This window comes from Pseudomonas edaphica (assembly GCF_965277385.1).
Taxonomy (GTDB): domain Bacteria; phylum Pseudomonadota; class Gammaproteobacteria; order Pseudomonadales; family Pseudomonadaceae; genus Aquipseudomonas; species Aquipseudomonas edaphica.
The window spans coordinates 1,318,620-1,344,268 of the sequence record NZ_OZ255725.1; the positions used below are offsets into that span (position 1 = coordinate 1,318,620).

At 62.7% G+C, this 25,649-nt stretch carries 31 protein-coding genes; 5 read left to right on the forward strand and 26 right to left on the reverse strand.

Annotation, left to right across the window (positions count from 1 at the left end):
* Positions 1–145: 145 nt before the first annotated feature.
* The 13 genes from phnP to phnC all read right to left on the reverse strand — a co-directional run bounded on the left by phnP (position 146) and on the right by phnC (position 10,565).
* Positions 146–895 carry a phosphonate metabolism protein PhnP gene (gene phnP / locus ACQY47_RS05725; RefSeq protein WP_428556416.1) on the reverse strand — a complete coding sequence of 250 codons (750 nt, stop codon included), beginning with the start codon at positions 893–895 and terminating at the stop codon, positions 146–148.
* Entirely contained in the window at positions 886–1,458 is a 573-nt protein-coding gene (phnN, locus tag ACQY47_RS05730) for a phosphonate metabolism protein/1,5-bisphosphokinase (PRPP-forming) PhnN (protein ID WP_428556419.1), read from the reverse strand. The genes phnP and phnN overlap by 10 nt, the downstream gene beginning before the upstream one ends.
* Positions 1,458–2,603, reverse strand: coding sequence for an alpha-D-ribose 1-methylphosphonate 5-triphosphate diphosphatase (locus ACQY47_RS05735; protein WP_236461856.1), 1,146 nt, complete (start codon positions 2,601–2,603; stop codon positions 1,458–1,460). The genes phnN and ACQY47_RS05735 overlap by 1 nt, the downstream gene beginning before the upstream one ends.
* On the reverse strand, positions 2,593–3,315 hold the full coding sequence (gene phnL, locus ACQY47_RS05740) for a phosphonate C-P lyase system protein PhnL (protein ID WP_428556422.1): 723 nt from the start codon (positions 3,313–3,315) through the stop codon (positions 2,593–2,595). The genes ACQY47_RS05735 and phnL overlap by 11 nt, the downstream gene beginning before the upstream one ends.
* Positions 3,312–4,121: a phosphonate C-P lyase system protein PhnK gene (gene phnK, locus ACQY47_RS05745; protein WP_428557343.1), complete on the reverse strand. Its 810-nt coding sequence runs from the start codon at positions 4,119–4,121 to the stop codon at positions 3,312–3,314. Before phnK ends, phnL begins: the two co-directional genes overlap by 4 nt.
* The gene (locus ACQY47_RS05750; RefSeq protein WP_017136213.1) at positions 4,082–4,948 is read right to left on the reverse strand and encodes an alpha-D-ribose 1-methylphosphonate 5-phosphate C-P-lyase PhnJ; all 867 of its coding nucleotides are present in this window, start codon (positions 4,946–4,948) and stop codon (positions 4,082–4,084) included. The genes phnK and ACQY47_RS05750 overlap by 40 nt, the downstream gene beginning before the upstream one ends.
* Positions 4,941–6,017, reverse strand: a complete 1,077-nt coding sequence (locus tag ACQY47_RS05755; protein ID WP_428556425.1) for a carbon-phosphorus lyase complex subunit PhnI — start codon at positions 6,015–6,017, stop codon at positions 4,941–4,943. The genes ACQY47_RS05750 and ACQY47_RS05755 overlap by 8 nt, the downstream gene beginning before the upstream one ends.
* Entirely contained in the window at positions 6,017–6,607 is a 591-nt protein-coding gene (gene phnH, locus ACQY47_RS05760; protein ID WP_017136211.1) for a phosphonate C-P lyase system protein PhnH, read from the reverse strand. Before phnH ends, ACQY47_RS05755 begins: the two co-directional genes overlap by 1 nt.
* The gene (phnG, locus tag ACQY47_RS05765) at positions 6,607–7,044 is read right to left on the reverse strand and encodes a phosphonate C-P lyase system protein PhnG (protein WP_428557344.1); all 438 of its coding nucleotides are present in this window, start codon (positions 7,042–7,044) and stop codon (positions 6,607–6,609) included. Before phnG ends, phnH begins: the two co-directional genes overlap by 1 nt.
* Positions 7,045–7,047: 3 nt before the next feature.
* Positions 7,048–7,752 carry a phosphonate metabolism transcriptional regulator PhnF gene (phnF, locus tag ACQY47_RS05770; RefSeq protein ID WP_169985717.1) on the reverse strand — a complete coding sequence of 235 codons (705 nt, stop codon included), beginning with the start codon at positions 7,750–7,752 and terminating at the stop codon, positions 7,048–7,050.
* Between the two features lie 36 nt (positions 7,753–7,788).
* The gene (gene phnE, locus ACQY47_RS05775; RefSeq protein WP_056857139.1) at positions 7,789–8,571 is read right to left on the reverse strand and encodes a phosphonate ABC transporter, permease protein PhnE; all 783 of its coding nucleotides are present in this window, start codon (positions 8,569–8,571) and stop codon (positions 7,789–7,791) included.
* A 126-nt stretch (positions 8,572–8,697) separates the two neighbouring features.
* Positions 8,698–9,699 carry a phosphonate ABC transporter substrate-binding protein gene (gene phnD, locus ACQY47_RS05780; RefSeq protein WP_428556430.1) on the reverse strand — a complete coding sequence of 334 codons (1,002 nt, stop codon included), beginning with the start codon at positions 9,697–9,699 and terminating at the stop codon, positions 8,698–8,700.
* 32 nt (positions 9,700–9,731) lie between these two features.
* Complete coding sequence (gene phnC / locus ACQY47_RS05785; protein WP_017136206.1) at positions 9,732–10,565, reverse strand: phosphonate ABC transporter ATP-binding protein; 834 nt, start codon at positions 10,563–10,565, stop codon at positions 9,732–9,734.
* Between the two features lie 274 nt (positions 10,566–10,839).
* On the opposite strand from phnC, the gene ACQY47_RS05790 reads away from it, so the two are divergent.
* Together ACQY47_RS05790 and ACQY47_RS05795 are read left to right on the forward strand one after the other, a co-directional pair.
* Positions 10,840–11,256, forward strand: coding sequence for an NUDIX hydrolase (locus tag ACQY47_RS05790; protein WP_428556433.1), 417 nt, complete (start codon positions 10,840–10,842; stop codon positions 11,254–11,256).
* A 309-nt stretch (positions 11,257–11,565) separates the two neighbouring features.
* Positions 11,566–11,841 (forward strand): DUF6124 family protein, encoded by a 276-nt coding sequence (locus ACQY47_RS05795; protein ID WP_428556436.1) that lies wholly within the window; start codon positions 11,566–11,568, stop codon positions 11,839–11,841.
* Positions 11,842–11,917: 76 nt separating this feature from the next.
* Here the strand turns inward: ACQY47_RS05795 and ACQY47_RS05800 are convergent, their stop codons facing one another.
* Entirely contained in the window at positions 11,918–12,820 is a 903-nt protein-coding gene (locus ACQY47_RS05800; protein WP_428556439.1) for a LysR family transcriptional regulator, read from the reverse strand.
* Between the two features lie 110 nt (positions 12,821–12,930).
* On the opposite strand from ACQY47_RS05800, the gene ACQY47_RS05805 reads away from it, so the two are divergent.
* Positions 12,931–14,115, forward strand: coding sequence for an MFS transporter (locus ACQY47_RS05805; protein WP_428556442.1), 1,185 nt, complete (start codon positions 12,931–12,933; stop codon positions 14,113–14,115).
* 169 nt (positions 14,116–14,284) lie between these two features.
* On the opposite strand, the gene ACQY47_RS05810 is transcribed toward ACQY47_RS05805, so the two are convergent.
* The 10 genes from ACQY47_RS05810 to ccmA all read right to left on the reverse strand — a co-directional run bounded on the left by ACQY47_RS05810 (position 14,285) and on the right by ccmA (position 21,631).
* Positions 14,285–14,677, reverse strand: a complete 393-nt coding sequence (locus ACQY47_RS05810; RefSeq protein ID WP_138451785.1) for a hypothetical protein — start codon at positions 14,675–14,677, stop codon at positions 14,285–14,287.
* Between the two features lie 15 nt (positions 14,678–14,692).
* On the reverse strand, positions 14,693–15,877 hold the full coding sequence (gene ccmI / locus ACQY47_RS05815) for a c-type cytochrome biogenesis protein CcmI (RefSeq protein WP_428556445.1): 1,185 nt from the start codon (positions 15,875–15,877) through the stop codon (positions 14,693–14,695).
* Complete coding sequence (locus tag ACQY47_RS05820) at positions 15,870–16,343, reverse strand: cytochrome c-type biogenesis protein (RefSeq protein ID WP_017136200.1); 474 nt, start codon at positions 16,341–16,343, stop codon at positions 15,870–15,872. The genes ccmI and ACQY47_RS05820 overlap by 8 nt, the downstream gene beginning before the upstream one ends.
* Positions 16,340–16,876, reverse strand: a complete 537-nt coding sequence (locus tag ACQY47_RS05825; protein WP_017136199.1) for a DsbE family thiol:disulfide interchange protein — start codon at positions 16,874–16,876, stop codon at positions 16,340–16,342. The genes ACQY47_RS05820 and ACQY47_RS05825 overlap by 4 nt, the downstream gene beginning before the upstream one ends.
* Positions 16,873–18,861, reverse strand: a complete 1,989-nt coding sequence (locus ACQY47_RS05830) for a heme lyase CcmF/NrfE family subunit (protein WP_428556450.1) — start codon at positions 18,859–18,861, stop codon at positions 16,873–16,875. Before ACQY47_RS05830 ends, ACQY47_RS05825 begins: the two co-directional genes overlap by 4 nt.
* 3 nt (positions 18,862–18,864) lie before the next feature.
* Entirely contained in the window at positions 18,865–19,320 is a 456-nt protein-coding gene (gene ccmE / locus ACQY47_RS05835; RefSeq protein WP_017136197.1) for a cytochrome c maturation protein CcmE, read from the reverse strand.
* Entirely contained in the window at positions 19,317–19,493 is a 177-nt protein-coding gene (gene ccmD / locus ACQY47_RS05840) for a heme exporter protein CcmD (protein WP_017136196.1), read from the reverse strand. Before ccmD ends, ccmE begins: the two co-directional genes overlap by 4 nt.
* Positions 19,490–20,245 (reverse strand): heme ABC transporter permease, encoded by a 756-nt coding sequence (locus ACQY47_RS05845; protein WP_138451783.1) that lies wholly within the window; start codon positions 20,243–20,245, stop codon positions 19,490–19,492. The genes ccmD and ACQY47_RS05845 overlap by 4 nt, the downstream gene beginning before the upstream one ends.
* An 85-nt stretch (positions 20,246–20,330) precedes the next feature.
* Positions 20,331–20,999: a heme exporter protein CcmB gene (gene ccmB / locus ACQY47_RS05850; protein ID WP_014717701.1), complete on the reverse strand. Its 669-nt coding sequence runs from the start codon at positions 20,997–20,999 to the stop codon at positions 20,331–20,333.
* A complete protein-coding gene (gene ccmA / locus ACQY47_RS05855; protein ID WP_138451781.1) occupies positions 20,996–21,631 on the reverse strand; it encodes a cytochrome c biogenesis heme-transporting ATPase CcmA in 636 nt (211 codons plus the stop codon). The genes ccmB and ccmA overlap by 4 nt, the downstream gene beginning before the upstream one ends.
* Positions 21,632–21,831: 200 nt before the next feature.
* Between ccmA and ACQY47_RS05860 the strand changes: the two genes are divergently transcribed.
* Both ACQY47_RS05860 and ACQY47_RS05865 read left to right on the forward strand, forming a co-directional pair.
* Positions 21,832–23,409 carry a flagellar hook-length control protein FliK gene (locus ACQY47_RS05860; RefSeq protein WP_138451779.1) on the forward strand — a complete coding sequence of 526 codons (1,578 nt, stop codon included), beginning with the start codon at positions 21,832–21,834 and terminating at the stop codon, positions 23,407–23,409.
* Positions 23,406–23,735 (forward strand): EscU/YscU/HrcU family type III secretion system export apparatus switch protein, encoded by a 330-nt coding sequence (locus tag ACQY47_RS05865; RefSeq protein ID WP_017136191.1) that lies wholly within the window; start codon positions 23,406–23,408, stop codon positions 23,733–23,735. Before ACQY47_RS05860 ends, ACQY47_RS05865 begins: the two co-directional genes overlap by 4 nt.
* A 118-nt stretch (positions 23,736–23,853) precedes the next feature.
* Here ACQY47_RS05865 and ACQY47_RS05870 read toward each other — a convergent pair whose 3' ends face one another.
* Complete coding sequence (locus ACQY47_RS05870) at positions 23,854–25,041, reverse strand: molybdopterin molybdotransferase MoeA (protein WP_428557345.1); 1,188 nt, start codon at positions 25,039–25,041, stop codon at positions 23,854–23,856.
* 22 nt (positions 25,042–25,063) lie between these two features.
* Positions 25,064–25,603, reverse strand: coding sequence for a molybdenum cofactor biosynthesis protein B (moaB, locus tag ACQY47_RS05875; protein ID WP_017136189.1), 540 nt, complete (start codon positions 25,601–25,603; stop codon positions 25,064–25,066).
* Positions 25,604–25,649 lie beyond the last annotated feature (46 nt).

A 25,649-nucleotide genomic window follows, 5' to 3' on the forward strand; every position in this document is an offset into this window, starting at 1 on the left:
GATTGGTCGGCGGCGGATTTGCATGCACTGAAGAGCTGCTTTTCTGTGGGAGCTGGCTTGCCTGCGATGGCATCAACTGGGTGTGCCTGATACACCGAGGTGCCTGCATCGCAGGCAAGCCAGCTCCCACAGGGTTATGCGGTGTTCAAATAATCCGGCCATCCCAGGCCACCGTCACATGCCGTGGCAACTCGCGTCGGTGCTCCAGCAGCCACGCATCCAAGGTGTGCCCCACATGGGTCAAAACGCCCAACTGCGCACCCGTCTCCTCAATGCTCTGCAACGCCAACGTCAGGTCATTGTGGTTACGCGGCGCTTGCGGCTGCGGCGGCATGGAGCAGTCGAGCACCAACACGTCCAACGGCTCCCGTTGCAACCAGGCCAGCGTGGCCGGCGGCAAACCCACCGTGTCGGTGAGGTAGGCGATGCGCCGCCCCTCGCCTTCCAGCAGATAACCCAAGGTCGGTTTTGAATGTTGCAACGGCAATGCAGTGACGCTCAGCTCACCAAACTGCCGTGTTTCAAACTCGGCAAACGGCTGGCTGAAATCGAGAATGCCCGGATGTTTGTAGAGGTCGGACAAACCCTCCGGGTCGGCGGGGCCGTGTACCGGAATGATCAAGCCCTGGCCCCAGCGCAGGTGCAACAAACCCTGCGCATGATCGGCGTGATAGTGCGTCTGCAAAATCCCGTTGAAGCTGCGCGGCGGGAAGCGTTCACAGAGGTCGGGCAAGCCGCTGTCGATTAACCAGCGCTGGTCGCCGCACTCGATCAGCGCGCTGCACGGGCGGCGGCGCAGGCTGGCATCGGTGCGCGCCAAACCGCACGCCGCGCACTCGCAGCCATACACCGGAACTTGCCGCGCGTCACCAGTGCCCAGCAAGGTCAGGCGCATGCGGTATGCCCGTGATCGAGGCAGCACAGCAAGCGCTCGACGGTGTTTTCCAGCGGGCCGGAATTGTCGAGCACAAACAAGCCGGCGCCATTACCCGCGATCAAATCGGCGGTGAACCGCGTATTGCGCGCCAGGCGTTCCTCGATATCGGCCTGGGACTCGCGCCCGCGTGCCATCAGGCGCTGGCGCAATACGGCCTGATCCACCGTCAACAGCAATACCAGCAAGCTCGGATAGCGCTCGCGGGTTTGTGCCAGGTGCGCACGCGAACCATTGACCAGCACATCGTCCCCCGCCGCCAGCCATTCGTCGATGGCCTTGGGAATGCCATACCACAAGCCATTGGCCTGCCAACTGAGGGCAAACGCGCCCTCGGCCAGCAGCGCGGCGAACTGTTCCGGGCTCACCCCTTGTGCGGCCTCGCCCACCGCTTCCGGCGAGCGGGTGATCACCCGGCGCACAATGCGGCAGCCGCGCTCGGCCAAGCGCGGGCGTGCGGCATCCAGCAGGCTGTCCTTGCCCGAACCGGATGGCCCGATGAGATAGATCAACCTGCCTGCCATCAAAACACCCTCTTCGCTTGTCGCCAGACTTGTTGCACCACAGGAAGCCCCTCGCAGCGGCGGGCTTGCACCAAATCCGCTCGCAGGCCAATGGCAATTTCACCGCGATCATTGAGGCCCGCCGCTTGTGCAGGCGCCAGGCTGATCATCTTGACGGCCCGCGACAGGTCGCCGCCGTCCTGTTGATCGGCCAGCACAAACGCCGCCTGCAACAGGCTGGCCGGGTAGTAATCACTGGAAAGTATATCCAGCAATCCCTCGGCAGCCAGGCCGGCGGCGGCCACATTACCCGAGTGCGACCCGCCGCGCACCACGTTCGGCGCGCCCATCAGCACTTTCATGTTCAGCGCCTGGCAGCCCTTGGCCGCCTCCAGCGTGGTGGGGAATTCAGCAATGGTCATGCCATAGCCCGCCGACTCCTCCACATGCGCCAGCGTCGCGTCGTCATGGCTGGCCACCGACAGGCCGCGCTCCAGGCAATGCGCAACAATGGCGGCGCGATAGCGGTCGCTGTATTGCTTGGAATTGGCCATTTGCAGCACGATAAACGCGTCCATGGTTTCGTCGTTGAGGTGGTACTTGCCCATGTAGTACTCACGGTACTTGGATTCGAGCACGAACTGTCGCTGGCCCGGCGAATGGTCCATCACCGACACCAGGCGCACCAGCGGGTTTTCCACCAGGTCGCGGAACACGCTGAGGGTGTCCGGGTGGCACAGCTCGCAGCGCAGGTGCAGGTGGTGTTCGGCGCGGGTCAGGCCGGCGTCTTCAGCCTGGGCGATCGCGTCGAGCATCGCCGGCAGCTTTTTCATGCGGTTGCCCTTGGGGTTCACATCGCCGATGGACACCGCGTCGAACACTGTAGTGATCCCCGCCGCGATGATTTGCGCATCATGGCTGAGCACCGCCGAGATCGACGGCCAATCCACGCCTGGGCGCGGGGTCATGTGTTTTTCCAGGTTGTCGGTGTGCAGCTCTACCAGGCCCGGCAACAGGCAATCGCCGCCCAGGTCCTGGGCCTGGGGCAACTGGCTGCGGCCTTCGGCGAGGTCGACAATCTTGCCGTCGCGCAGCACCACCGTGCCCAGGAACATGCGCTCAGCCGTGACGACCTGGGCATGGGTGAGGATCTGTTCAGCGGGCATGGGCGTATTCCTCTTCGGCAACGGCTGCAGGGGTCATGTCGAAATGGCGGTCGGCGACCGCTTCACGGGCGGCGCGGTCGTGGAAGATGCCGATCAGCGCCGCGCCGGCGGCCTTGGCTTCGTTCATCAGTTCCAGCACCACCTGGCGGTTGCTGTCGTCCAGGGACGCGGTGGGCTCGTCCAGCAACATCACCGGCCAGGCGACCATGAAGCCCCGGGCGATATTGACGCGCTGTTGTTCGCCACCGGAGAACGTGCCGGGCGCCAATTGCCACAAGCGCTGCGGGATGTTCAGACGCGTGAGCAACTGTTCGGCGCGGGCTTGCGCATCGGCCTTCGACCAGCCACGCGCCAGGGCCGGCTCCATCACCACGTCCAGGCAGGCCACGCGGGGGATGACGCGCAGAAACTGGCTGACGTAACCGAGGGTCTGCTGACGCACCTGAAGAATGTCACGCGGCTCGGCGCCGACCAGCTCCAGCCACTCACCGGCATGCTGCACACGAATACTGCCGCCCGCCGGCAGGTAGTTGCCGTACAGGGTACGTAGCAAGGTGCTTTTACCCGCGCCGGACTGGCCATGCAGCACCAGGCACTCACCGCCCTGCACACTGAACGCCACACCGCGCAACACGTTAAGCACCACGCCGTGTTGCTGATGCAGGGTGAAGGTTTTCGAGAGGTCACGGACCTCGATCAAGGCATTTGTCATGGCTGCAATACCGAAGACACCAGCAGTTGAGAGTAAGGGTGCTGTGGATCGTCGAGGATCTGGTCAGTGAGCCCGGTTTCCACCACATGGGAGCGGCGCATCACCATCAGGCGGTCGGCGAGCAAACGTGCAACGGCCAGGTCGTGGGTGACGATCACCACCGCCAGATCCAGCTCACGTACCAGGCCGCGCAACAGGTCGAGCAGGCGCGCTTGCACCGACACATCCAGGCCGCCGGTGGGTTCGTCCATGAATACCAGGCGCGGGCTGGAGACGAGGTTGCGGGCGATTTGCAGGCGCTGCTGCATGCCGCCCGAGAAGGTGCGCGGCAAATCGTCGATGCGCTGCGGGTCGATTTCCACCTGGCCGAGCCAATCCAGACCGGCGCCGCGCAGTTGCGCATAGTTGCGCACTCCTTGGGCCATCAGGCGTTCGCCGATGTTGGCACCGGCCGACACGCCCATGCGCAGGCCGTCCCGTGGGTTCTGCTCGACAAAGCCCCACTCGGTGCGCAGCAAGGTGCGGCGCTCGGCTTCGCTGGAGCTGTACAAATCCAGCCATTCGCCGTCCTTGCTGCGATAGCCGATGCTGCCCGCTTGCGGCGGTAAACGGCCGCTCAGCAGCGAGAGCAAGGTGGATTTACCTGAGCCGGATTCGCCGACAATCCCCAGCACTTCACCCGGGTAAAGATCAAAGCTGACGCCCTGGCAGCCCTTCTCCGGGCCGTAAAGCAACGACAGGTCACGTACTTGAAGCAAAGGCTGGCTCACTGGTTGTTCTCCTTGACCCGTTGGGCGCAATACCAGGTGTCGGAACACACAAAACTCTGGGTTCCCGCGTCGTCGAGAATCAGCTCGTCGAGGAAGGAATCGTGGCTGCCGCAGATGGCGCAGTTGTGTTCCCACTGCTGCACTTCGAACGGATGGTCTTCGAAGTCCAGGCTGGTGACCCGGGTGTACGGCGGCACCGCGTACAGGCGCTTTTCGCGACCGGCGCCGAACAACATCAGCGCCGGGCTCATGTCGAGTTTGGGGTTGTCGAATTTGGGGATCGGCGACGGGTCCATCACGTAGCGCTCATCGACCATCACCGGGTAGGCGTAGCTGGTGGCGATATGGCCGAAGGTGGCGATGTCTTCGTAGAGTTTGACGTGCATCACCCCGTAGTCATTGAGGGCGTGCATGGTGCGGGTCTCGGTTTCCGAGGGTTCGATAAAGCGCAGCGGCTCGGGGATCGGCACCTGGTAAACCATGATCTGACCGGCCTGCAGCGCCGTTTCCGGGATGCGGTGGCGGGTCTGGATCACGCTGGCATCGGGCGTCGCTTCAGTGGTGGCAACCCCCGCCGTGCGGGCGAAAAAGCGCCGAATCGACACGGCGTTGGTGGTGTCGTCGGCGCCCTGGTCGATCACCTTGAGCACGTCATCATCACCGAGGATCGCGGCGGTCAATTGCATGCCGCCGGTGCCCCAGCCGTAAGGCAACGGCATTTCGCGGCCGCCAAACGGCACTTGGTAACCGGGAATCGCCACGGCCTTGAGCAAGGCGCGGCGGATCATGCGTTTGGTCTGTTCGTCGAGGTAGGCGAAGTTGTACGCCGGGTCGCGCACAGCCGGTAGGGTCAAGTCATTCATGGCGGTTGCCCTCGGCCGGTTGGCGCAGTTTGCGGATCAGTTCCAGCTCGGACTGGAAGTCCACGTAGTGAGGCAATTTGAGGTGCGAAACAAACCCCGCCGCCTCGACGTTGTCGCAATGGGCCAGCACAAACTCTTCGCGCTGGGCCGGTGAGATGATTTCTTCGTTGTATTCCCCGGCGCGCAGCGAGCGGTCGACCAGCGCCATGCCCATGGCCTTGCGCTCCGCATGCCCGAACGCCAGGCCGTAACCACGGGTGAACTGCGCAAGCTCAGTGGCCGAGCCGACAAACTGGTTGACCATCTCGCACTCGGTGACTTCGATGCTGCCCAGGCAGATGGGAAAGCCCAGCTCTTCGGGGTCGATCCACACCTCGACGTCGCCGATGCGAATCTCACCGGCAAACGGGTGGTTGCGGCCGTAACCGCGTTGGGTCGAATAGCCCAGCGCGAGCAGGAAACCCTCGTCGCCACGAGCCAGGGCTTGCAGGCGCTCGGCGCGGCTGGCCGGGTATTCCAACGGGTCGCGGGTAATGTCGGCGACGCTGGCGTTGTCGTCGGCTTCGTTTTTGATCAAACCTTCTTTGGCGAGCAAACCGAGCACCCGAGGGCAGGCGTCAATTTGCGCATCCTTCGTGGTCTGCGGGCCTGGGTATTGACCTTCGGCCAGCAGCGAAAAATCCAGCAGGCGGTGGGTGTAGTCGAAGGTCGGGCCGAGCAGTTGGCCGCCGGGCACGTCCTTGAACGTGGCCGACAAACGTCGGCTCAAGCACATCTGCGACGTATCAATCGGCAGGCTCGGGCTGAAACGCGGCAGCGTGGTGCGGTAGGCGCGCAGCAGGAAGATCGCCTCGACCAAATCCCCTGCTGACTGCTTGATTGCCAGCGCAGCCAGCTCTTCGTCGAACAACGAGCCTTCGGTCATCACCCGCGCCACCGCCAGCGGCAATTGCTCGCGGATCTGCCTCACGCTCAACTCAGGAATGGCCGTATCGCCCCGGCGTTTTTTCGCCAGCAGGCGGTGGGCATTGTCGATGGCCTGTTCGCCACCTTTGACGGCTACGTACATCAGGCGTGCTCCTGTGCAATACGGCTGCTGCGCGGCAGGCCGATCAGGTGGTGGCCGGCGGTGAACACCAGGTCCAGGCCACGCGGGAAAGCTTCACGGCGTTGGCGCTCTTGCCAGAAGGCTTGCGGCACCGGCAGGTTGACCAGGCGCTGGGTTTTGATCCCTGGGCCGCGCCAGTGCAGGCCGCGACCGGATTCCAGGTCGGTAAGCTGCACGAGCAAGGTGCAGGACTGATCCGGGTAACGGTCGTTGCCGTGGTCGAAGCCGCCGAGGTCGAGCAGGTCTTGCTCGCCGAGCAGCGCGAACACCGCGTCTTCGCGTTTATCGGTGAGCGGGCAACCGCAGTGGAAGGCCAGGTTGGCGCGGATCAGCGGCGTGTCGAAGCTCGGCGCCAGCCACAGCGGCGTGTCCATATCCAGCAGGGCCAGGCACAGCGCGTAAGTAGCAGGCGCCAGGCCGTCGAGGCGTGGCGCCGAGGGCAGATGCTGGATCAAACCGGGTTCGGCCAACGCCTTGAGGGCAGCACGAAAACCACGCTGGGCATCCAGCACCGGCTCGACAAACGCCGGTTGCAACAGTTGAGCGTTCATCAGTTTTCTCCTCGCACCAGGGTGAAGAACTCGACCTTGGTGGCAGCGGTGTCGGCTTCTTTTTCGGCGCGGCGTTTGGCTTGGGCAGTGGCCAGGGAGGTGATCAAGTCGCTGAGCCACAGGCTCGGTTGCGTGCCTTGCAGATGGGCGTCCGCCAACGCGGCCAACTCGGCATGCAGCTTGTCGCGCCCGGCCAGGTAGCTGTAGCCGGTACGGCCGTCGGCCAGGCGCACCACGCAGCGGGTCACGCTCATTTCACCGACGTTGAAGGCTGCGCCGTCACCGCCCATGCGCCCGCGTACCAGGGTCATGCCGATTTCCGGGGCGCGGATCAGTTGGTATTCGGCATCCTTCAAGGCGGACTCAAAGGGTTGCAATTCATTGAGCTGGGCGCGGGCTAATACGCCGATCCAATGTTGTCGCGGGGACACACTCATCATTCAAGTCACCACTTGGTACTGGAAGCGATCCGAACGGCTGGTGGACTGCGCCAGCTCCACCGGGCGGCCATCGCGATCGCAGGAAAGGGTAAACACCGTGAGGGCCGGCAAGTGCCGAGGCATCATCAGCAGCGCGGCTTCATCACGGTTGGGCAGACGCGCACCGATCAGGCTTTGGGTGCGGGTCAGCGGCAGCGCTCGTTCACGCAGGTACTGGCGCAGGGAGCCGCCGTTGTAATCCGCCAGCAACGGCGCACGGCTGGCGCAGTAGCGATGACGGATCAGGCTGACGGGCTGGTGATCAAGCTTGCGCAGGGTTTGCAGCTCGATCATCGGCGCCATCTCGGCGATGCCCAAATGCTCGGCTTCGTCACGGCTGGCGTAGCAGTAGCGGCGTTTGAGCAACACCGCCTGCACACCGACGCCCTGGGCCGACAGCGATTGGCTGTAGGAGGTCTCGGCGCCCATCGAGTAAATCAGCGGGCGGTCGAGCACCTGGGTGCCCTTGCCCTGACGGCGCAGCAGGCTGCCTTCGAACACCAACTCGTCGATGGCGCGGCGCAAGGTGTGGCGGTTGACGCCAAAGCGCTCGGCCATGTGCACCTCGCCGGGCAGGAAGTCACCGGCCTGGTAGCTACTCAATTCACGGCGCAGGATATCCGCGAGTTCGCGGTACACCGGCTCATCTTGTCTAGACAACTGCATGCTTAAAAAAAGCGCCGCGTGGGCACCCCTCCGGCGTCAGATGAACTGCTTGCGCAGGCGTTGGGACAGCACGTCGATACCGCTCACCACCACGATGATCACCAGCAGCACCGCGCAGGTTTGTACGAACTGGAAGGCGCGGATGTTTTCCCAGAGGATCACGCCGATCCCGCCGGCGCCGACCATGCCCACTACGGTGGCCGAGCGCACATTGGCTTCGAAGCGGTACAGCGCGTAGCTCACCCACAGCGGCATGACCTGCGGGATCACGCCGTAGATCACCTCCTGCAAAGCACTCGCGCCGGTGGCTCGCACGCCTTCTACCGGGCCGGGGTCGATGGCCTCGACGGCTTCGGCAAACAGCTTGGCGAGCACGCCGGTGGTGCTGATCCACAAGGCCAAAACACCGGCGAAAGGACCGAGGCCGACGGCGACCACGAACAACATCGCGAACACCATTTCATTGATGGAGCGGAAGGCATCCATCACGCGGCGCAGCGGTTGGTGGACCCACCACGGGGTGATGTTGTCGGCGCACAAGATGCCCAGCGGCACCGAGCAGACGATGGCCAGCACCGTGCCCCACAGGGCGATTTGTACGGTGACGATCATCTCCTTGAGGTAGGAGCGCCATTCGTGGAAGTCGGGCGGGAAGAAGTCGGCGGCGAAGGTCGCCATGTTTCCGGAATCGCGGTACAGCGCCAGCGGGTTCATCTCGGCGCCGTGCCAGGCCCAGGCCAGCAGGACCAGGAACAGGCCCCAGCCGAGGTATTGCGGCCAGGTTCTTTTACCCACTGCTTCAGCATGTAAAGTCGTCATGGTTGTCCTCGATCAAAATGTGGGAGCTGGCTTGTCGGATCGCCGCACCGCTGCGATAGCGGTCTGTCAGTTACAAATTTGTTGGCTGATACACCGCGATCGCGGGCAAGCCCGCTCCCACAGGGGTTAGCCGTTTGCTGCGGTCTTCTTGTCCAGCTCGGAGATGCGCTGTTGCAGCTTGGCCAGGTCCGCATCGATGTCGGCGAGCTTCTTGGCCTTGTCGGCTGCCTCAAGCTTGTTGTCTGCACTGATGGTGGTGCGCTGCTTGAACAGCTCCAGCTGGCGGATCGGCAATAGCTGGTCGTCGTTGGAGGCGAGGAACTTGCCCAGTTGCATGTTCTTCAGCACCGCTTTCTCTTCATCGGTGTCGCCGTAGTGGGCGAAGAAATCACGGATCTTGGTTTTTTCGCTGTCCGTCAGCGCCTTGCTCCACACCATCGGGTCGGCCGGAATCAGCGGCGATTTCCAGATCACCTTGAGCATTGCGGCTTTGTCCGGCTGGGTGACTTCCAGGCGGTCCCAGCTTTCGGTGTTGAAGGTGGCCACGTCCAACTGCCCCTTGGCCACGCTGAGTGCGTTGACTTCATGGCTGGAGTTGAGCGTGCGTTTGAACGCGGTGGCGGCATCCACATGGTTCTTGGCGAACACGTAGTAGCCCGGCACCAGGTAGCCCGAGGTGGAGTTCGGGTCACCGTTGCCGAAGGTCAGGTTCTTGGCGTTCTTGAGCATGTCGTCGACGTTGTTGATCGGGCTGTCCTTGCGCACGATCAGCACGCTCCAGTAACCGGCGGCGCCGTTGGCGGCGGCGGTCTGGGCGAAGATCTCGCCGTTGGAACGGTCCACCGCTTCCATCGCGACCTTGTTGCCGAGCCAGGCCACGTCGACCTTGTTAAAGCGCATGCCCTGGATCAAGCCGGCGTAGTCGGAGGCGAAGGTGGCGTTGATGGTCAGGCCGGTCTTCTTGTGCATGTCATCCAAAAACGGCTGCCAGATGCTCTTGAGGTTCTGCGAAGACTCGGTGGACATGATGCCGAAGTTGATGGTTTTGTCGGCGGCCTGGGCAGTGCCCATGGCGGCGCCGGCCAGCAACACCGCAGACAGAAACACGTGGCCGATACGGTTCAACATGGACGGGATTCCTGTGGGTCGTGAGTAGGGTTTCAAGCGCGCGCCATGGCCAGCCGAGGCGTGGCGACGGCTGTGCGGGTGTGGTCGGAAAACATCAGGCTGGTGTCGACGTCGGCACCGTACAAATCATTGAGGAACTGGCTGCTCATGGCGCTGCCCTGCCCGTCGAAATGAATGCGGCCGCCTTTAAGGGCCACGGCACGCGGGCAATAACGCATGGCGTAATCGACTTGATGCAGGGTCACCACCACGGTCTTGCCGTCGCGGCGGTTGATGTCGGCGAGGATCTCCATGACCTTGCGCGCCGACTCCGGGTCCAGCGAGGCAATAGGCTCGTCAGCGAGGATGACTTCGGCGCGCTGGGTCAATGCACGGGCAATCGCCACGCGCTGCTGCTGGCCGCCGGACAAGGTCGAAGCACGCTGCCCGGCCAGGTCGGCCAAGCCCACGCGGGCGAGGGATTCGAGGGCAAACGCCTTTTCCTCGGCATTGAACAAACCGAGGTTGCCGCGCCAGCGCGGCATACGGCCCAGGCAGCCGAGCAATACGTTGTCGAGCACGCTCAGGCGGTTGACCAGGTTGAACTGCTGGAAGATGTAGCCGATGTCTGCGCGCAACCGCCGCACCTTGCCATTCAAGCGTCCACTGGCCTGCACCTCCCGGCCCAGCACCTTGACGCTGCCGCCGTTGCTCTTGTCGCAACAGGCCAGGCCCGCCAAATGGCGCAACAACGTGGACTTGCCGGAACCGGAAGCGCCAATCAGCGCGACCATCTCACCTGCGGCAATGGTGAGTTCGAGGTCGACCAATGCGGACTTCTTCGCAAAGGTCTTGTTCAAGTGATCGACATGGATAGCGTGAGTCATGGGCTTCTCTGTCTGGTCTGAACAGCCACACAAGGGCTGCGGTTGAGTTCAAACGACAGTAGGCGCGGGAGGTGTCAGTGCTATTACTTGCACATGACTGGCGGGGGGCGGATTGATGAAGGTTTTGTGAAAGGTTGCAAAGCCACCACAATCCCCTGTGGCGAGGGAGCTTGCTCCCTCGCCACAGGGGCTTGGCTTGCCTTAAGGTATTCAATGTTCCTGCGATTGCTTCACGCCCATATAAATTGTCCCAAAACATGGAAGACAAACCTCAATGATCATCGCCAAGGCTTGCCCCGTCGTACTGCGAACAAGACAGACTTTGGAAATCCTGGCCTTCGAACACCCCCTCGCCGGTTTCCAACTGGTCAAGGGCAGCGTAGAGCCAGGCGAAACCACAGAGGCCGCCGCCATCCGAGAACTGCGCGAAGAGTCCGGAATAAACGGCAGCGTAATACGGGGCTTGGGCACCTGGCATTCAGAGATCACCGGCCATACCTGGGCGTTTCACCAATGCCGGGCTTCGGTAGAGCTTGCGGATACCTGGACCCATTTTGCTGAAGATGATGGAGGCCATGAATTTCGATTTTTCTGGCACCCATTGAGCAGTGAACTTACCCATGAATGGCACCCAATCTTTAAGGGCGCGCTGACTACATTGATAGAGAGGCTTGGTGATAACCAAAGCTGAACAAGACTTTCCCTACGCCCAGTCAGTTAACCGCTCTGCATTATGTTGACCGAGCCATACGCAGGAGGGCCAAGCCCCTGCCGGGTTTCCCATTCCCCGGTCGACTAACCTGCGTATGGCTCACCCTTTTTAGCTGCCCTCTTGTTAGGACATGCCCTACAAAGTTTTCGGGTTGCGTCCGAGCAAAGCTCACAGCTAACCTTCTCGAGTCGTTGCAAAATCAACGGCCGGGTGTGGAAGCCCGAATGATCCAGGCGCATTAGCGCCCACAGAAGTGAGCGCTTTTTTCATAATTCACGGAGCGTCCGTATGAAAAAAGTAACGCCTAACCCAATATCATCTACCTTGGATGAAACCTCACAAACCACAAAGAACCTCATCTTCACCGTCCGCCCCGGCCTCAGTACCGAAGTTGCCTTGAGCAATGCCAGCGAGATGCTGGAATCGGCGACGGTGTGTGCCTACGACTGTGCCGAGCACCTGGATGGATCAAGCCGCAAGCAGGTGCTGGCGGTGGTGCAGATGGTTGAGATTGCGCAGTTGTTGGTGGATCAAGCGCTGAATCGGGAGTGCCCCGTGGCCTGATGGCTGAGGCGATCTAGTGTGGGAGCTGGCTTGCCTGCGATCCGACAAGCCAGCTCCCACATTGCGTCCGCGTACATCAGGGGATATTTGCGTCACGCACGCGCAGTCGCGGGGTGACGAAATCTAGGAAGGCGCGCACTTTCAACGGCAATGGCGCCTGCCCTTTATGCACCAGGCTGATGGGCAATGCCGCTGATTCATAGGGCTGCAACACCACCTGCAAATCACCCTTTTGCACTGCGTCCGCCACTTGATACGACAGCACCCGAATCACGCCAACACCCAGTGTTGCCGCCGTGATCGCCGCTTCCGCCATGTTTACCGACAGCCGCGAATGCACGGGCACGGCCTGTTGCGCTTTACCCGCCCCAAACACCCAGGCGCCCACCGAGGACAGCACTTCAAAGGTGATGCAACTGTGGTCCGTCAGCGCCTGCGGCGTGGTCGGTTCGCCATGGGTTTGCAAATAGCGAGGGCTGGCACACACCACCCGCCGCACCGTGCCGACTTGCAGCGCCTTGAGCGAACTGTCCGGCAGGTCACCAATGCGCACGGCCACATCGCACTGTTCTTCCATCAGGTGTACTACGCGGTCGGTGAGCATCAGGTTGACGCTGATCTCGGGGTATTGCGCCAGAAACTCCGCCACCACCGGCACGATATGCAGGCGCCCGAACACGATGGGCGCGGTCACCGTGAGCTCGCCTTTGGGCACGGCATATTCGCCGGTGGCGGCCCGCTCGGCTTCGCCGATCTCTTCGAGGATCCGCCGGCACGCCGCCAGATAGGAAGCGCCCACGTCCGTCAGCGACAACTGCCGCGTGGTGCGGTGCAGCAGCCGGGATTTCAGGTGAGCTTCCAGTTCCGCGACTTTACGGCTGACGGTGGCCAGCGGCATGCCCAACTGGCGCGCAGCCGCCGACAGGCTGCCCGCCTCCACCACCGCAACAAACACCGACATCGATTCAAGACGGTTCATAACGCCCTATCATTTTTTGGAAGGATGATTACCGATCCTAGGGGATTATCGATATAAACGCGACTGCGTAAGGTTGGCGACTCATCCCCCAGCGACATGAGGCAAACGCCATGACATCCGAGAATGCACCGCCGCGAGGCAAGATCATCATGATGGCGGTGATCGCCGGCGCGGTGGTCACCAACATTTACTGCACCCAGCCGGTGCTGCCGTTGATCGCCTCGGACATGGGCGTCGCAGTGTCGACGGTCAACCTGGTGGCAGGCGCGGCCTTGCTGGGGTTTGCCACCGGGTTGGCGTTTTTATTGCCCATGGGCGACCGCTTTGATCGGCGCAAGCTGGTACTCGGGCAGATTGCGCTGGCGTTCTGCTTTGCCTTGGCGGCGGCTTTTGCGCCGAGTATCTGGGCGTTGATCGGCGCCTCTTTCGGGCTGGGCGTGGTGTGTTGCGTTCCGCAGCAACTGGTGCCCTTTGCGGCAGTGATGTCGCAGCCCCACGAACGCGGGCGCAATGTGGGCACGGTGGTCAGCGGGATCATGTTGGGGATTTTGCTCGGCCGCACCATAAGTGGTGTGGTCGGTGAGGCGTATGGCTGGCGGGCGGTGTACGCCATGGAGGCGGCGTTCATGATTCCGGTCTGGTTCATCGCAGCCAGGCTACTGCCGCCGGGCGTGCCGAGTACCAATCTGTCTTATCCGCGGCTGCTGGCATCGCTGTGGCCGTTGATGCGCGATAACAGCCCGATTCGGCAATCAATGATGGTGCAGGCGTTGTTGTGGGCGTGCTTCAACGCGTTTTGGGTGAATTTGGCCGGGTTGCTCGCCAATGGGCCGTGGCAGCTGGGCAGTGCCTGGGCCGGTGGTTTCGGAATTATCGGCGCGGTGGGTGCGTTCGCAGCGTCGTATGGCGGCCGGGCGGCAGACAAACTGGGTTGTCGCAAGGTGATCGGGGCCAGCGTGGGGATTGTGACCTTGGCGTTTTTGCTGCTGGCGGGGGCGCAGACCTCGCTGATCTTGCTGGTGCTGGGCGTGATCGTGCTGGATATCGGTGTGCAGGCCGGGTTGGTGGCCAATCAGACGCGGGCGTTTGCGGTGGACCCCAAGGCGCAGGGGCGGATTAACAGTTTGTATATGACCGCGACGTTTGTGGGTGGAGCGGTTGGGGCGACGGTGAGTGGGTGGTTGATGGCGCAGTTTGGTTGGGTGGGGATTGTGGAATTTGGGGTGGTGTTGGGGGTGGTGGCTGGGGTGATTCACTGGCTCGGAGCGCCGCGCCGCATTCAAGAACTGGCGTAAATCTCAGATCAAATGGAGATCAAAACTGTGGGAGCGGGCTTGCCCGCGATGGCGGTGGACCAGGCAATACCTAGCCAGCAGGTGTACCGCTATCGCAGGCAAGCCAGCTCCCACAGGGGATTGCATTTCAAGTCGGGAATGAAAAAGGCGACCCTGAGGTCGCCTTTTGTTATTGCGCGTACTGCTTGCTCAAGCCCGGCGGCACGCCATGCACATCGGTGTCTTCCCACGGCCCGTTCGGGCTGATGGAGCGGCTCCAGCCGTTGCTCCAGCGGTAGTAGGTGCGTTGGCGGTAGAAGGTGTCGGGCTGTTCGTCCAATACATACACCTGCATCTTGCCGTCCCAGTGGCTGGCGGCGCCCGGTGGAGGGGCGAAGGTCGGCGATTTGCTTGGCACAGGTTTCGGCGGCGGTGTTACCGGGCCGGAAGGTTTGGTGCTCGGTTGGGTCGACGGGCCAGACGGTGGGATGGTCGGGCCGGTGGGTGCGGGAGGCCGATGGACCGCACAAGCGCTCAGCCCCAATACCAGGCTGAGCAAGGTGATACGTGCAAATGCGGTCATAGGCGTTTCCTCGATTTACTTGTCCGGAGTGTCAATGGTCAGTTGCTGCAGCGCAGTGGTAGTGCTGGCCAAAGGTTGGCTGCGGCCGATCCACTCGCCAGTGGTCGGCTGACCGGCCCGGGATATGCGCGCAACCAGTTGGACTTCGGGGAAGTTCGACAGTTTCAACTGCGGCATCATTGCGTCCGCATCGCCCAGTTCGACGGTAACCGGCAGTTCAGCCACGGTGACACGCTTGGCTGCCAGCGGTGCCGGCGGGCCGTTTACCGCACGGGCGAAGATGAACACGCTGTCGGTGGGCAGGGCTTTGGCCTTTACCTCAGGTGCCAGGTCCACACGGACTTTCATCACGGTTTTTACCGCGACGGTGCCACCGCTTTCCTTGAGCTTCTCGGCCGCGCGGTCAATACCACCTTGCAGCGCGACACGGGAGTTGTCTTGCGCTGGCAACTGGGCCAACAGGCGGTTCCAGTAATCGATGGCTTCCTGATAACGCTGGCCTTCAAAGGCGGCGATACCCAGCAGGCCAAGGCTGGTGACTTCTTTGGGGTCGAGCTTCAAGGCTTCATCGGTCAGCGCCTGCACCTTGGGCGACCATTGTTTATTGTCGGCAAAGTACTGCGCCTGCGCCCATTGGCCGAGCAGCTCGGGCTGGCGCCCGGCGAGTGCGACGGTGCGCTCGAAGATTTTCGCGGCATCGGCGGAACGGTCCTGAGCCATGTAAGCGCGACCGAGGAAGTACAAGCCTTCCGCCGAGTCAGGCTGGGCGGCGGCGGCGCGCTCCAGGCGGCGGGTCATGTCTTGCATCGACACCGGCGGCTGGGAGAATTCGCGGGTCAGTTCGACCTTGTCGCTCGCTCCGTAATGCAGGTACAGCGCAACGCCCAGGACCGGCACGAGAAACGCCGCCAACAACGGCAGTGGTTTGCCCAGGCGCGATTCGCGGGGCTTTTCTACGCCTTCGGTGTCGGCCAGCAACTCACGCGCAGCCTCGGCACGGCCGGTGTCGAGCTGGGCGGCATTCAGCACGCCTTCGTCCTGCTGCACTTGCAGCTCGGCCACGCGTTCCTGGTAGAGCGCCACGTTCAGTGCGGTGCGGTCCTCTTCACGCTGGGCACGGCGGCCGCGCAGTACAGGGATCAACAGGAAACTCAGGGCAATCAGGAGCAGCAACCCTGCTGCGAGCCAAAAATCAATCATCAGTCTTGGTGTCCAGCAATTGGTCGAGGCGTTTGCGTTCATCCGGGGAGAGCGCATCGGAACCATCAGTAGGCGCAGCGCGGCGACGGCGCACGATCACGGCCATCACCACCACACCGGCCAGCAACAGCCCGGCGGGGCCGAACCAGAGCAGCGCAGTCTTGCCGGTGAGGGCCGGTTTGTAGCGCACGAAATCACCGTAGCGGTCGACCATGAAGTCGATGATCTGCTGGTTGTCCTTGCCCTCCCCCAGCATGCGGAAGATCTCTTTGCGCAGGTCGGCGGCGATCGGGGCGTTGGAGTCGGCGATGTCCTGGTTCTGGCACTTGGGGCAGCGCAGTTCCTTGGTCAGTTCGCGAAAACGCTCACGGTCACCGTCCTTCGCGAACTCGTAGGTGTCGATGGCCGCATGGGCGACGCCAACCAGTCCAAGTGCCAACACAGCAGCGGCTAACAGACGCTTCATGGCTTGGCCTCATCGACCAGTGCCTGGTACTTGGCGGCCAGTTGCTCGCGCCAGACCACTTCGTCGATCACGCCAACATACTTGTCGCGGATCACGCCTTTGGCATCGATGAAGAAGGTTTCCGGCGCGCCGTATACACCGAGGTTGAGACCGAGGTTGCCGTCCTCATCGCGGATATCCAGCTGGTAAGGGTTATGGAACTCGGCCAGCCACTTCAAGGCGGCAGCATTGTCGTCCTTGTAGTTGATGCCGTAGATCACCACGCCCTGCTCGGCCAGTTTGTTCAGTACCGGGTGTTCAACGCGGCAGGAAATGCACCAGGTGCCCCACACATTGACCAGCGCCGGTTTGCCCAGCAGGTCGGCCTGGGTCAGGGTTTTGTCGCCCTGCACGGTCTTCAGGCTGAACGCAGGGAAGGGTTTGCCGATCATCGCCGAGGGCAACTCGGCCGGATCGAGGTACAAGCCGCGATACAAGAACACTGCCATCACCAGAAAGGCCGCCAGCGGCAACACCATCAACCAACGCTTCATGCCGCCGCTCCTTGCAGGCCGAGGGCTTCACGCACACGGCTTTTGATCTTGACGCGATAACGCCGGTCCAGCGCGGCCAGCAACCCGCCGAAACCGGTGAGCAAACCGCCGAACCAGATCCAGCGCACAAACGGTTTGACGTGCACGCGCACCGCCCAGGCGCCGTCGCCCAGCGGCTCACCCAATGCCACATAGAGGTCACGGGTGAAACCGGCGTCGATACCCGCTTCAGTCATCATCGAGCTTTGCACGGTGTACAGGCGTTTCTCCGGGTGCAGCACCGCCACTTCCTTGCCGTTGCGCACGACACGAACAGTGCCTTTGTCGGACGTGAAGTTCGGGCCTTCGAAGTGCTTGGCGCCTTCGAAGATGAAGTGGTAACCGGCCAGGTCCATGGACTCACCCGGCGCCAGACGCAGGTCGCGCTCGGCGCTGTTCTGGCTGGACAGCACCACGCCGAGGGCGCACACGGCGATGCCGATGTGGGCGACTTGCATGCCCCAGTAGCTGCGGGTCAACGTCGGCAAGCCTTTGAACAGGCCCTTGTGGCGGGTCTTGTCGAAGATGTCGCGCACACCGGCGAGCAATACCCAGGCAGCCAGCAGGAAGGTGGCGAGCACCGCCCAATTGAAATCGCCGTAGGCGAACCCGGCGATCACTGCCAGGGCCACGCTGCCCAGCAGCACCGGCATCAGCATGCCGGCCAGCCATTTGACCGGTGTGTCTTTCCAGCGCACCAGCACACCAACGGCCATGACCACCATCAACAGGCCCATCAACGGGATAAACAACGCGTTGAAGTACGGCGGGCCGACGGACAGCTTGGCGCCGCTCAAAGCGTCCAGCACCAAGGGGTACAGGGTGCCGAGCAGGATCATCGACGCGGCCACCACCAGCACCAGGTTATTGCCCAGCAGCAGGGTTTCCCGCGACCACAGGTTAAAGCCGACCTGGCTCTTGACCACGGGTGCGCGCAACGCAAACAGGGTCAGCGAGCCGCCGACTACAAACAGCAGGAAGATCAGGATGAACACGCCGCGCTCCGGGTCGGACGCAAACGCATGCACCGAGGTCAACACGCCCGAACGCACCAGGAAAGTACCCAGCAGGCTGAGGGAAAACGCGGCGATGGCCAGCAACACGGTCCAGCTTTTGAACACGCCGCGTTTTTCGGTGACGGCCAGCGAGTGAATCAGCGCGGTGCCGACCAGCCAGGGCATGAACGAGGCGTTTTCCACCGGGTCCCAGAACCACCAGCCGCCCCAGCCGAGTTCGTAGTAGGCCCACCACGAACCGAGGGTGATACCGATACCGAGGAACGCCCAGGCCACAATGGTCCATGGCCGCGACCAGCGCGCCCAGGCCGCATCGAGGCGCCCGCCGAGCAAGGCGGCGATGGCAAACGCAAAGGCCACGGAGAAACCGACGTAGCCCATGTAGAGCATCGGCGGGTGCACGATCAGGCCGATGTCTTGCAACAACGGGTTGAGGTCATGCCCATCCATCGGGATCTGCGGCAGGATGCGCGTGAACGGGTTGGAGGTCATGATCAAAAACAGCAGGAAGCCGATGCTGATCATGCCCATCACCGCCAACACGCGGGCCAGCATGACCTGCGGCAGTTGGCGCGAGAACACCGATACGGCAAAGGTCCAGCCGCCAAGGATCAAGGCCCACAGCAGCAACGAACCTTCGTGGGCGCCCCACACGGCGCTGAACTTGTAGTACCACGGCAGCGCGCTGTTGGAGTTATTGGCGACATAGGCGACGGAAAAGTCGTCGGTCATAAAGGCGTAGGTCAGGCAGCCAAACGCGAACACCAAAAAGGCAAACTGGCCCCAGGCGGCCGGCTGCGCCAGGCTCATCCACAGGCGGTCGCCGCGCCAGGCGCCGAGCAACGGCACCACGGCCTGGACGATGGCGAAGCACAGGGCGAGGATCATCGCCAACTGGCCCAGCTCCGGAATAAACAGTGCGGACGTCATGGCTTAGCCCTCCTTGGCAGGTGCTGGGGCCGATTGGCCGCTGTCTTTCAACGCCTTGGTCACTTCCGGCGGCATGTACTTCTCATCGTGCTTGGCGAGTACTTCATCGGCCACCACCACGCCGTCGGCGTTGAGCTTGCCCAGGGCGACGATGCCCTGGCCTTCACGGAACAGGTCCGGGAGGATGCCGCGATAGGTGATGGTCACGGCTTTGTTGAAGTCGGTGACCACAAAGGTCACGTCAAGGGAATCACCGGAACGCTTCAAGGAGCCCTTCTCGACCATGCCGCCGGCGCGGATGCGCGTGTCGACAGGCGCTTCGCCATTGGCGATCTGGGTCGGGGTGTAGAACAGGTTGATGTTCTGCTGCAAGGCGCTCAGGGCCAGGGTCACGGCAATGCCGACGCCGGCCATGATGGCGAGGATGATCAACAGACGCTTTCTACGCAGCGGATTCACTTATCGGTCTCCCGGCGCAAACGACGCGCCTCTTGTTGCAGGTAACGCTTGCGGGCCAGGATCGGCGCGGCAACGTTGAGGGCCAGCACTGCCAGGCAGATGCCATAGGCCGTCCAGACATACAGGCCGTGATGGCCCATGGCGAGAAATTCACTGAACGAGTTGAAGTTCATCCGCGCGCTTCCAGGCTGTTTTGCACTTCGGTCTTGACCCAACTGGTGCGGGCTTCACGCTTGAGCACTTCGAGGCGCATGCGCATCAGCAGCACGGCGCCGAAGAAGCAGTAGAACCCCAGCACCATCAGCAGCAGCGGCGCCCACATTTCCACGGGCATCGCCGGTTTTTCGGTGAGGGTGAAGGTGGCGCCCTGGTGCAGAGTGTTCCACCACTCCACCGAGTATTTGATGATCGGAATGTTGATTACGCCGACAATCGCCAGCACCGCACAGGCTTTGGCCGCGCTGTCGCGGTTGCTGATGGCATTGCCCAGGGCGATGAGGCCGAAGTACAGGAACAGCAGGATCAGCATGGAGGTCAGTCGCGCATCCCACACCCACCACGAACCCCAGGTGGGTTTGCCCCAGATCGCGCCGGTGACCAGCGCCACGGCGGTCATCCAGGCGCCGATGGGCGCGGCGCATTGCAGGGCCACGTCGGCCAGTTTCATCTTCCACACCAGCCCGACGATGCCGCACACCGCCAGCATCACATAGCAGGACTGCGCCAGCATGGCGGCGGGCACGTGGATATAGATGATGCGAAAGCTGTTGCCTTGCTGGTAGTCCGGCGGCGCGAAGGCCAGGCCCCAGACCAGGCCGATGCCGATCAGCAAAATGGCGGCGATGCTCAACCACGGCAGCAATTTGCCGCTGATGCCGTAAAACCATTTGGGCGAGCCGAGCTTGTGAAACCAGGTCCAGTTCATTGCTGTTTCCATCACGGTGGCTGTGCGTCATTGCGCAAAGCTCAGGGTCTTTACTGGCCAAGGCATAACACTTGGCCAGACCTCATTATTCGCCGACGCTGATCTTCAGGCCAGCCGCTATAGCAAAGGGTGTCAGGGTTACCGCCAGGGCGGTCAGGCTGCCAAGCCACAGGAGGTAACCGGTCGCCGGCATGCCCATGAGCGCGGCCTGCAAGGCGCCGCTGCCCAGGATCAACACCGGGATGTACAAAGGCAGAATCAGCAGGGCCAGCAACAGGCCACCCCGCTTCAAACCGACGGTCAACGCTGCGCCCACCGCCCCCAACAGGCTGAGCACCGGCGTACCGAGTAACAAGGACAGGAGCAACACCGGCAGGCACTCAACGGGCAAGCCGAGCATCATCGCCAGCAGCGGCGAGAGCAATACTAGCGCCAAGCCAGAAAAAACCCAGTGTGCCAGCACCTTGGCCAGTACCAGAAGTGGCAAGGGGTGCGACGAAAGGACCCACTGCTCGAGGGAACCGTCTTCAAAATCACTGCGAAACAGCCCGTCCAGCGAGAGCAGCACCGATAAAAGCGCGGCCACCCACACCAGTCCCGGGGACAAGGTTTGCAACAGTTTAGTCTCGGGGCCGACTGCCAGCGGGAACAGCGCGATAACGATGGCGAAAAATACCAAAGGATTGGCCAATTCAGCCGGGCGACGGCACAACAGGCGGGCTTCACGGGCGACTAACAGCGCGAACACACTCATGCCGACCACCGCCCTAAATCCAGGTCGCGGTAACCGGCGGGCCTGCGCGCCAGCGTGTGGTGGGTGGTGAGCAGCACCAGGCCACCCTGTTCACAGTGCTGTGCCAGGTGTTCTTCGAGTTGGGCGACGCCCTGCTTGTCGAGGGCGGTGAAGGGTTCGTCGAGAATCCACAGCGGCGGGCCAGGCAGATACAAACGTGCCAGCGCCACGCGGCGCTGCTGGCCGGCGGACAAGGTGTGGCAAGGGACATCTTCGAAGCCTTTAAGGCCAACAGCGGCCAAGGCTTGCCAGATGGCATCGCGGGGCGCCGGATGATGCAGGGCGCTGAGCCAGCTGAGGTTTTCTTCCGGCGTGAGCACGTCCTTGATGCCGGCGGCGTGGCCGATCCAGATCAGGTTGCGCGCAAGCTCGGTGCGTTGTTCGTTGAGGGGCTTGCCGTTGAGTCGAACCTCACCGGCCGTCGGCTGCATCAACCCGGCCAGCAGGCGCAGCAAACTGGTCTTGCCGCTGCCGTTGGGGCCGCTGATCTGCACCATGTCGCCGCCCGCCAGCCGCAGTTCGAGGTGCTCGAACAGCAGGCGCAGGTCGCGTTCACAGGCAAGCGCTACGGCTTCTAGAAGAGGGCTGGTCAAAAGATCGCGGGCCTTTACGGTTCAAGTCGGCGGTGCAGCGGCCGTTATAGAGAAGTGCACAATAACGGCTTTGGCGACCGATTTTAGAGAGCTGGATCAAATAGTTGTGAGGTTTTTACCGCTCTCTTTGCAGACGGGCGGCATTATACATGTGATGCCCTACTCTAAAGAGGGCAATTTCCCCAGAGACGACGCGCACGATGACCGGTGAGATCAACCTTCCTACGCTGCCGCCAGCACCGACGCCCGGGCCTGCCCCGCTGCCGCCGACCGGCGAGTTGTTGAAACTGCTGGAGCCGCAGACCGGCCTGATCGACCCTGGCAAAACCGCGAACGCCGAGGTGATAGCGCTTAAACAAGGCGGCGATGCGTTTCAGCTGTTGCTCAAGTTGACCCTCGAAGGCGGCCGCCAGACATTGGTACAGGCCAGCAGCGCCCAGCCGTTGCCGCTGGGCAGCAACGTAGCGGTGAGCCAGACGCCGACCGGCAACCTGACCATCACCTTGCAGCAAGCCCTGAGCGCCAATGTGGCCGCCCTGACCCGCATCGACACCACGCAACTGCCGGTGGGCACGCTGTTGCAGGCCAAGGTGCTGACCACCCAGATGCTGCCGCAAGGCACCGCGCAACCGGCGATCTATCGCTCATTGGTCAGCGTGCTCAATAACGCCCTGGCCGGCACCACGTTGAGTCTGGAAAGCCCGCAGCCGCTGCGGGTCGGCAGCTTGCTCAGTGCGGTGGTGCAGAACGCGCAGACCCTGAATTTCGTGCCGTTGAGCGGTCTCAAGGATCAACTGGCCGTGGCGCAACAGTTGTCGACCCAGCAAAGTCGCCAAGGCTCGCTGGATGTGCTGTTCAACGCGCTGCAAAGCCTGCCTGCCGACGACACCACCTCCAGCGACCTGCGCGCCGCCGCCGCGCGCTTGCTCAACGCCCTGCCCGACCTGGCGCAAGTCAGCAACCCCAAGGTGCTGGCGCAGTTGGTACAAAGTAGCGGCGTGTTTCTTGAAGCCAAACTGCTGGCCGGGCAAGACCCGCAAGTGCCACCGCTGGACATGAAAGGCAGCCTGCTGCGGCTGGTCGCCGAACTGCTGCCCGCCCTGCCCGCCGCCACTAATCTGAACGCCATCCTCGCCGCCAATACCCTGGCCCAGGTACTGCCCAACTTCGTGCGCAACCCGCTCAGCACCCTCGGCCAGATCGGCGCACGACAAGCCCCGGCGGGCTTTCCGCTGCCGGACCGGCTGATGGCCAAACTTGCAGGCGAAGGCGACCTGGAAAACCTGCTGCGCCTGGCCGCCGGGGCCATTTCCCGGCTGCAAAGCCATCAGTTATCGAGCCTGGAGCAAACCGGCACTACCGCCGATGGCCGCCTGCAAACCACTTGGCAGCTGGAAATCCCCATGCGCACCTTGCAGGACATTGTGCCGTTGCAGGTCAAGTTCCAGCGTGAAGAACCGCCGCCGGACAAGGACCAACCGGAGCGCAAGGACAAGAAAGACCCCAAGCAAATGCTCTGGCGCGTCGAGCTGGCCTTCGACATGGAGCCGCTGGGGCCGTTGCAGGTGCAGGCGCAACTGACCCAGGGCAAATTGTCCAGCCAGCTGTGGGCCTCGCGCCCGTTTACCGCCAGCCTGATCGAAAGCCATTTGGGCAGCTTGCGCGAGCGCCTGGTGACCTCGGGCATCAATGTCGGCGACCTGGACTGCCACCTCGGTACGCCGCCACGTGGGCCACGAACCGGATTGGAGCAACGCTGGGTGGATGAAACCGCATGAAAAACTCCCTTCCGCCACGCCAGGCGATTGCCCTCAAGTACGACGGCCAGCAAGCGCCAACCCTGACGGCCAAGGGCGACGATGCCCTGGCCGAAGCCATTTTGAAGTTGGCGCGGGAAAATGAAGTGCCGATCTATGAGAATGCCGAGCTAGTGAAACTGCTGGCGCGCATGGAATTGGGCGACAGCATCCCGGAGGAGCTGTACCGCACGGTGGCCGAGATTATTGCGTTTGCGTGGACGCTCAAGGGCAAATTCCCGGTGGGCTATGACCCGAATGCCGAGCCGATGGAGCGGGATGTGACGGCACGTGGGGATGATTACTAGCTACACGCAAATCCAAATGTGGGAGCTGGCTTGCCTGCGATGGCATCAACCGGGTGTACCTGACACTCCGAGGTGTCTGCATCGCAGGCAAGCCAGCTCCCACAGTCGGTCTCTATTGTCAGTTCAGGACTTCACTCAAGGGAATGAAATTGACGCGGTCGCCAATATCGAGTGTCGTCCCCTCCAACACCTCCACAAACCCTTCGGCCCACGCCGCGCTGCGTAGCACGCCGGAGCTCTGGTTGCGGTAGATAATCGCCCGGCCCTGCTCGATACGCCCGCGCAGGTACTCGCGGCGGTTGCCCGGCTGAGGCCACACGAACCCCACCGGCACTTCGAAGCGCAGCGGCGCCACGTCCTGCACGCCTTGGCGGCGCAGCAGATAGGGCCGGGCCAGCAGCGCAAAGGTCACCAAAGTCGACGCCGGGTTGCCGGGCAGGCCAATCACCGGCACACCGCGAAAGCGCCCGAAGGTCAGCGGTTTGCCCGGCTTGATCGCAAGTTTCCACAGGGCCAGTTCGCCCTCTTCGCGCAGGGCGATGCCGAGAAAGTCCGCCTCGCCGACCGAGACACCGCCGGTGGACAGGATCAGGTCGACACTGCCCAGGCTTGTTAGGCGTGTGCGGGTCTTTTCCAGGTCATCCGGAAGAATCCCGGCATCGATCACTTCACAGCCCATGCGCACAAGCCAGCTGCACAACACACGCCGGTTGCTGTTGTAGATCTGCCCCGGCCCCAGCGGCAGGCCGGGTTCGATCAGTTCATCGCCGGTGGACAGCACGGCCACGCGTACCCGGCGCACCACACTTAAACAGTCATGCCCGAGGGAAGCAGCCAGGCCCAGCTCTATCGGGCCAAGCCGGGTGCCTGCGTTTAGCACCAACTCGCCGACCGTGGTTTCCTGGCCTTGGGGGCGGATGTTCTGGCCGGCCCGCAAGCGCTCGGTGAAGCTCACGCGGTCGTCGGCGTGGACCACGGCGTTTTCCTGCATCTCTACACAATCGGCGCCTTCGGGCACGGGCGCGCCGGTAAAGATGCGCGCGCAAGTGCCGGCCGCCAGTGGCTGCGGTGCCTGGCCGGCGAAGATGCGCTGGCTCACGGGCAGCGGCTCGCCGGTCCAATCCGACAGGCGCAGGGCGTAACCGTCCATGGCGCTGTTGGGCCAGGGCGGCAGGTCGAGGGTGGAGACCAAATCTTGCGCCAATACGCGGCCATCACATTCGGCCAAGGGCTGCACGTCGTGCTCGCGAATCGGCGTTGCTTCAGCCATGTCCAGTAGTTGCTGCAGCGCTTGTTCCACCGGCATCAGTGCACCGGACTTGCCAGGCTTATCCACGGGATTCGCAGGGTTCGGCCTGCTTCAGGTGCGGCACAAAGTTGCACGGGCGGTGGCGGTTATCCAGTTGCTCGGCAAGGATGCCATCCCAACCGGTGCGCACCGCGTTGGTCGAACCCGGCAGGCAGCAGACCAGCGTGCCATTGGCCAGGCCGGCCAGGGCGCGTGATTGGACGGTGGAGGTGCCGATATCAGCCACGGAGATCTGGCGGAACAGTTCGCCAAAACCATCGACCTGCTTGTCCAGCAGGCAGCTGACGGCTTCGGGCGTGCTGTCGCGGCCGGTGAAGCCGGTGCCGCCGGTGATCAGCACCACTTGCACCACGTCTTCGGCGATCCAGTGGGCGACCTGGGCGCGGATTTTGTACAGGTCGTCCTTGAGCAGCACGCGCTCGGCCAGGTTGTGGCCGGCGGCGGCCAGGCGATCGACGAAGACCTGGCCGGAGGTGTCGGTGTCCAGGGTGCGGGTGTCGCTGACAGTCAGCACAGCGATATTGAGGGGTACGAAGGGCGCATCAGCCTTGGCTTTCATGGCTTGGTCCGGTTGTCGAATGAACAGCCCGATGTTATATCACAGG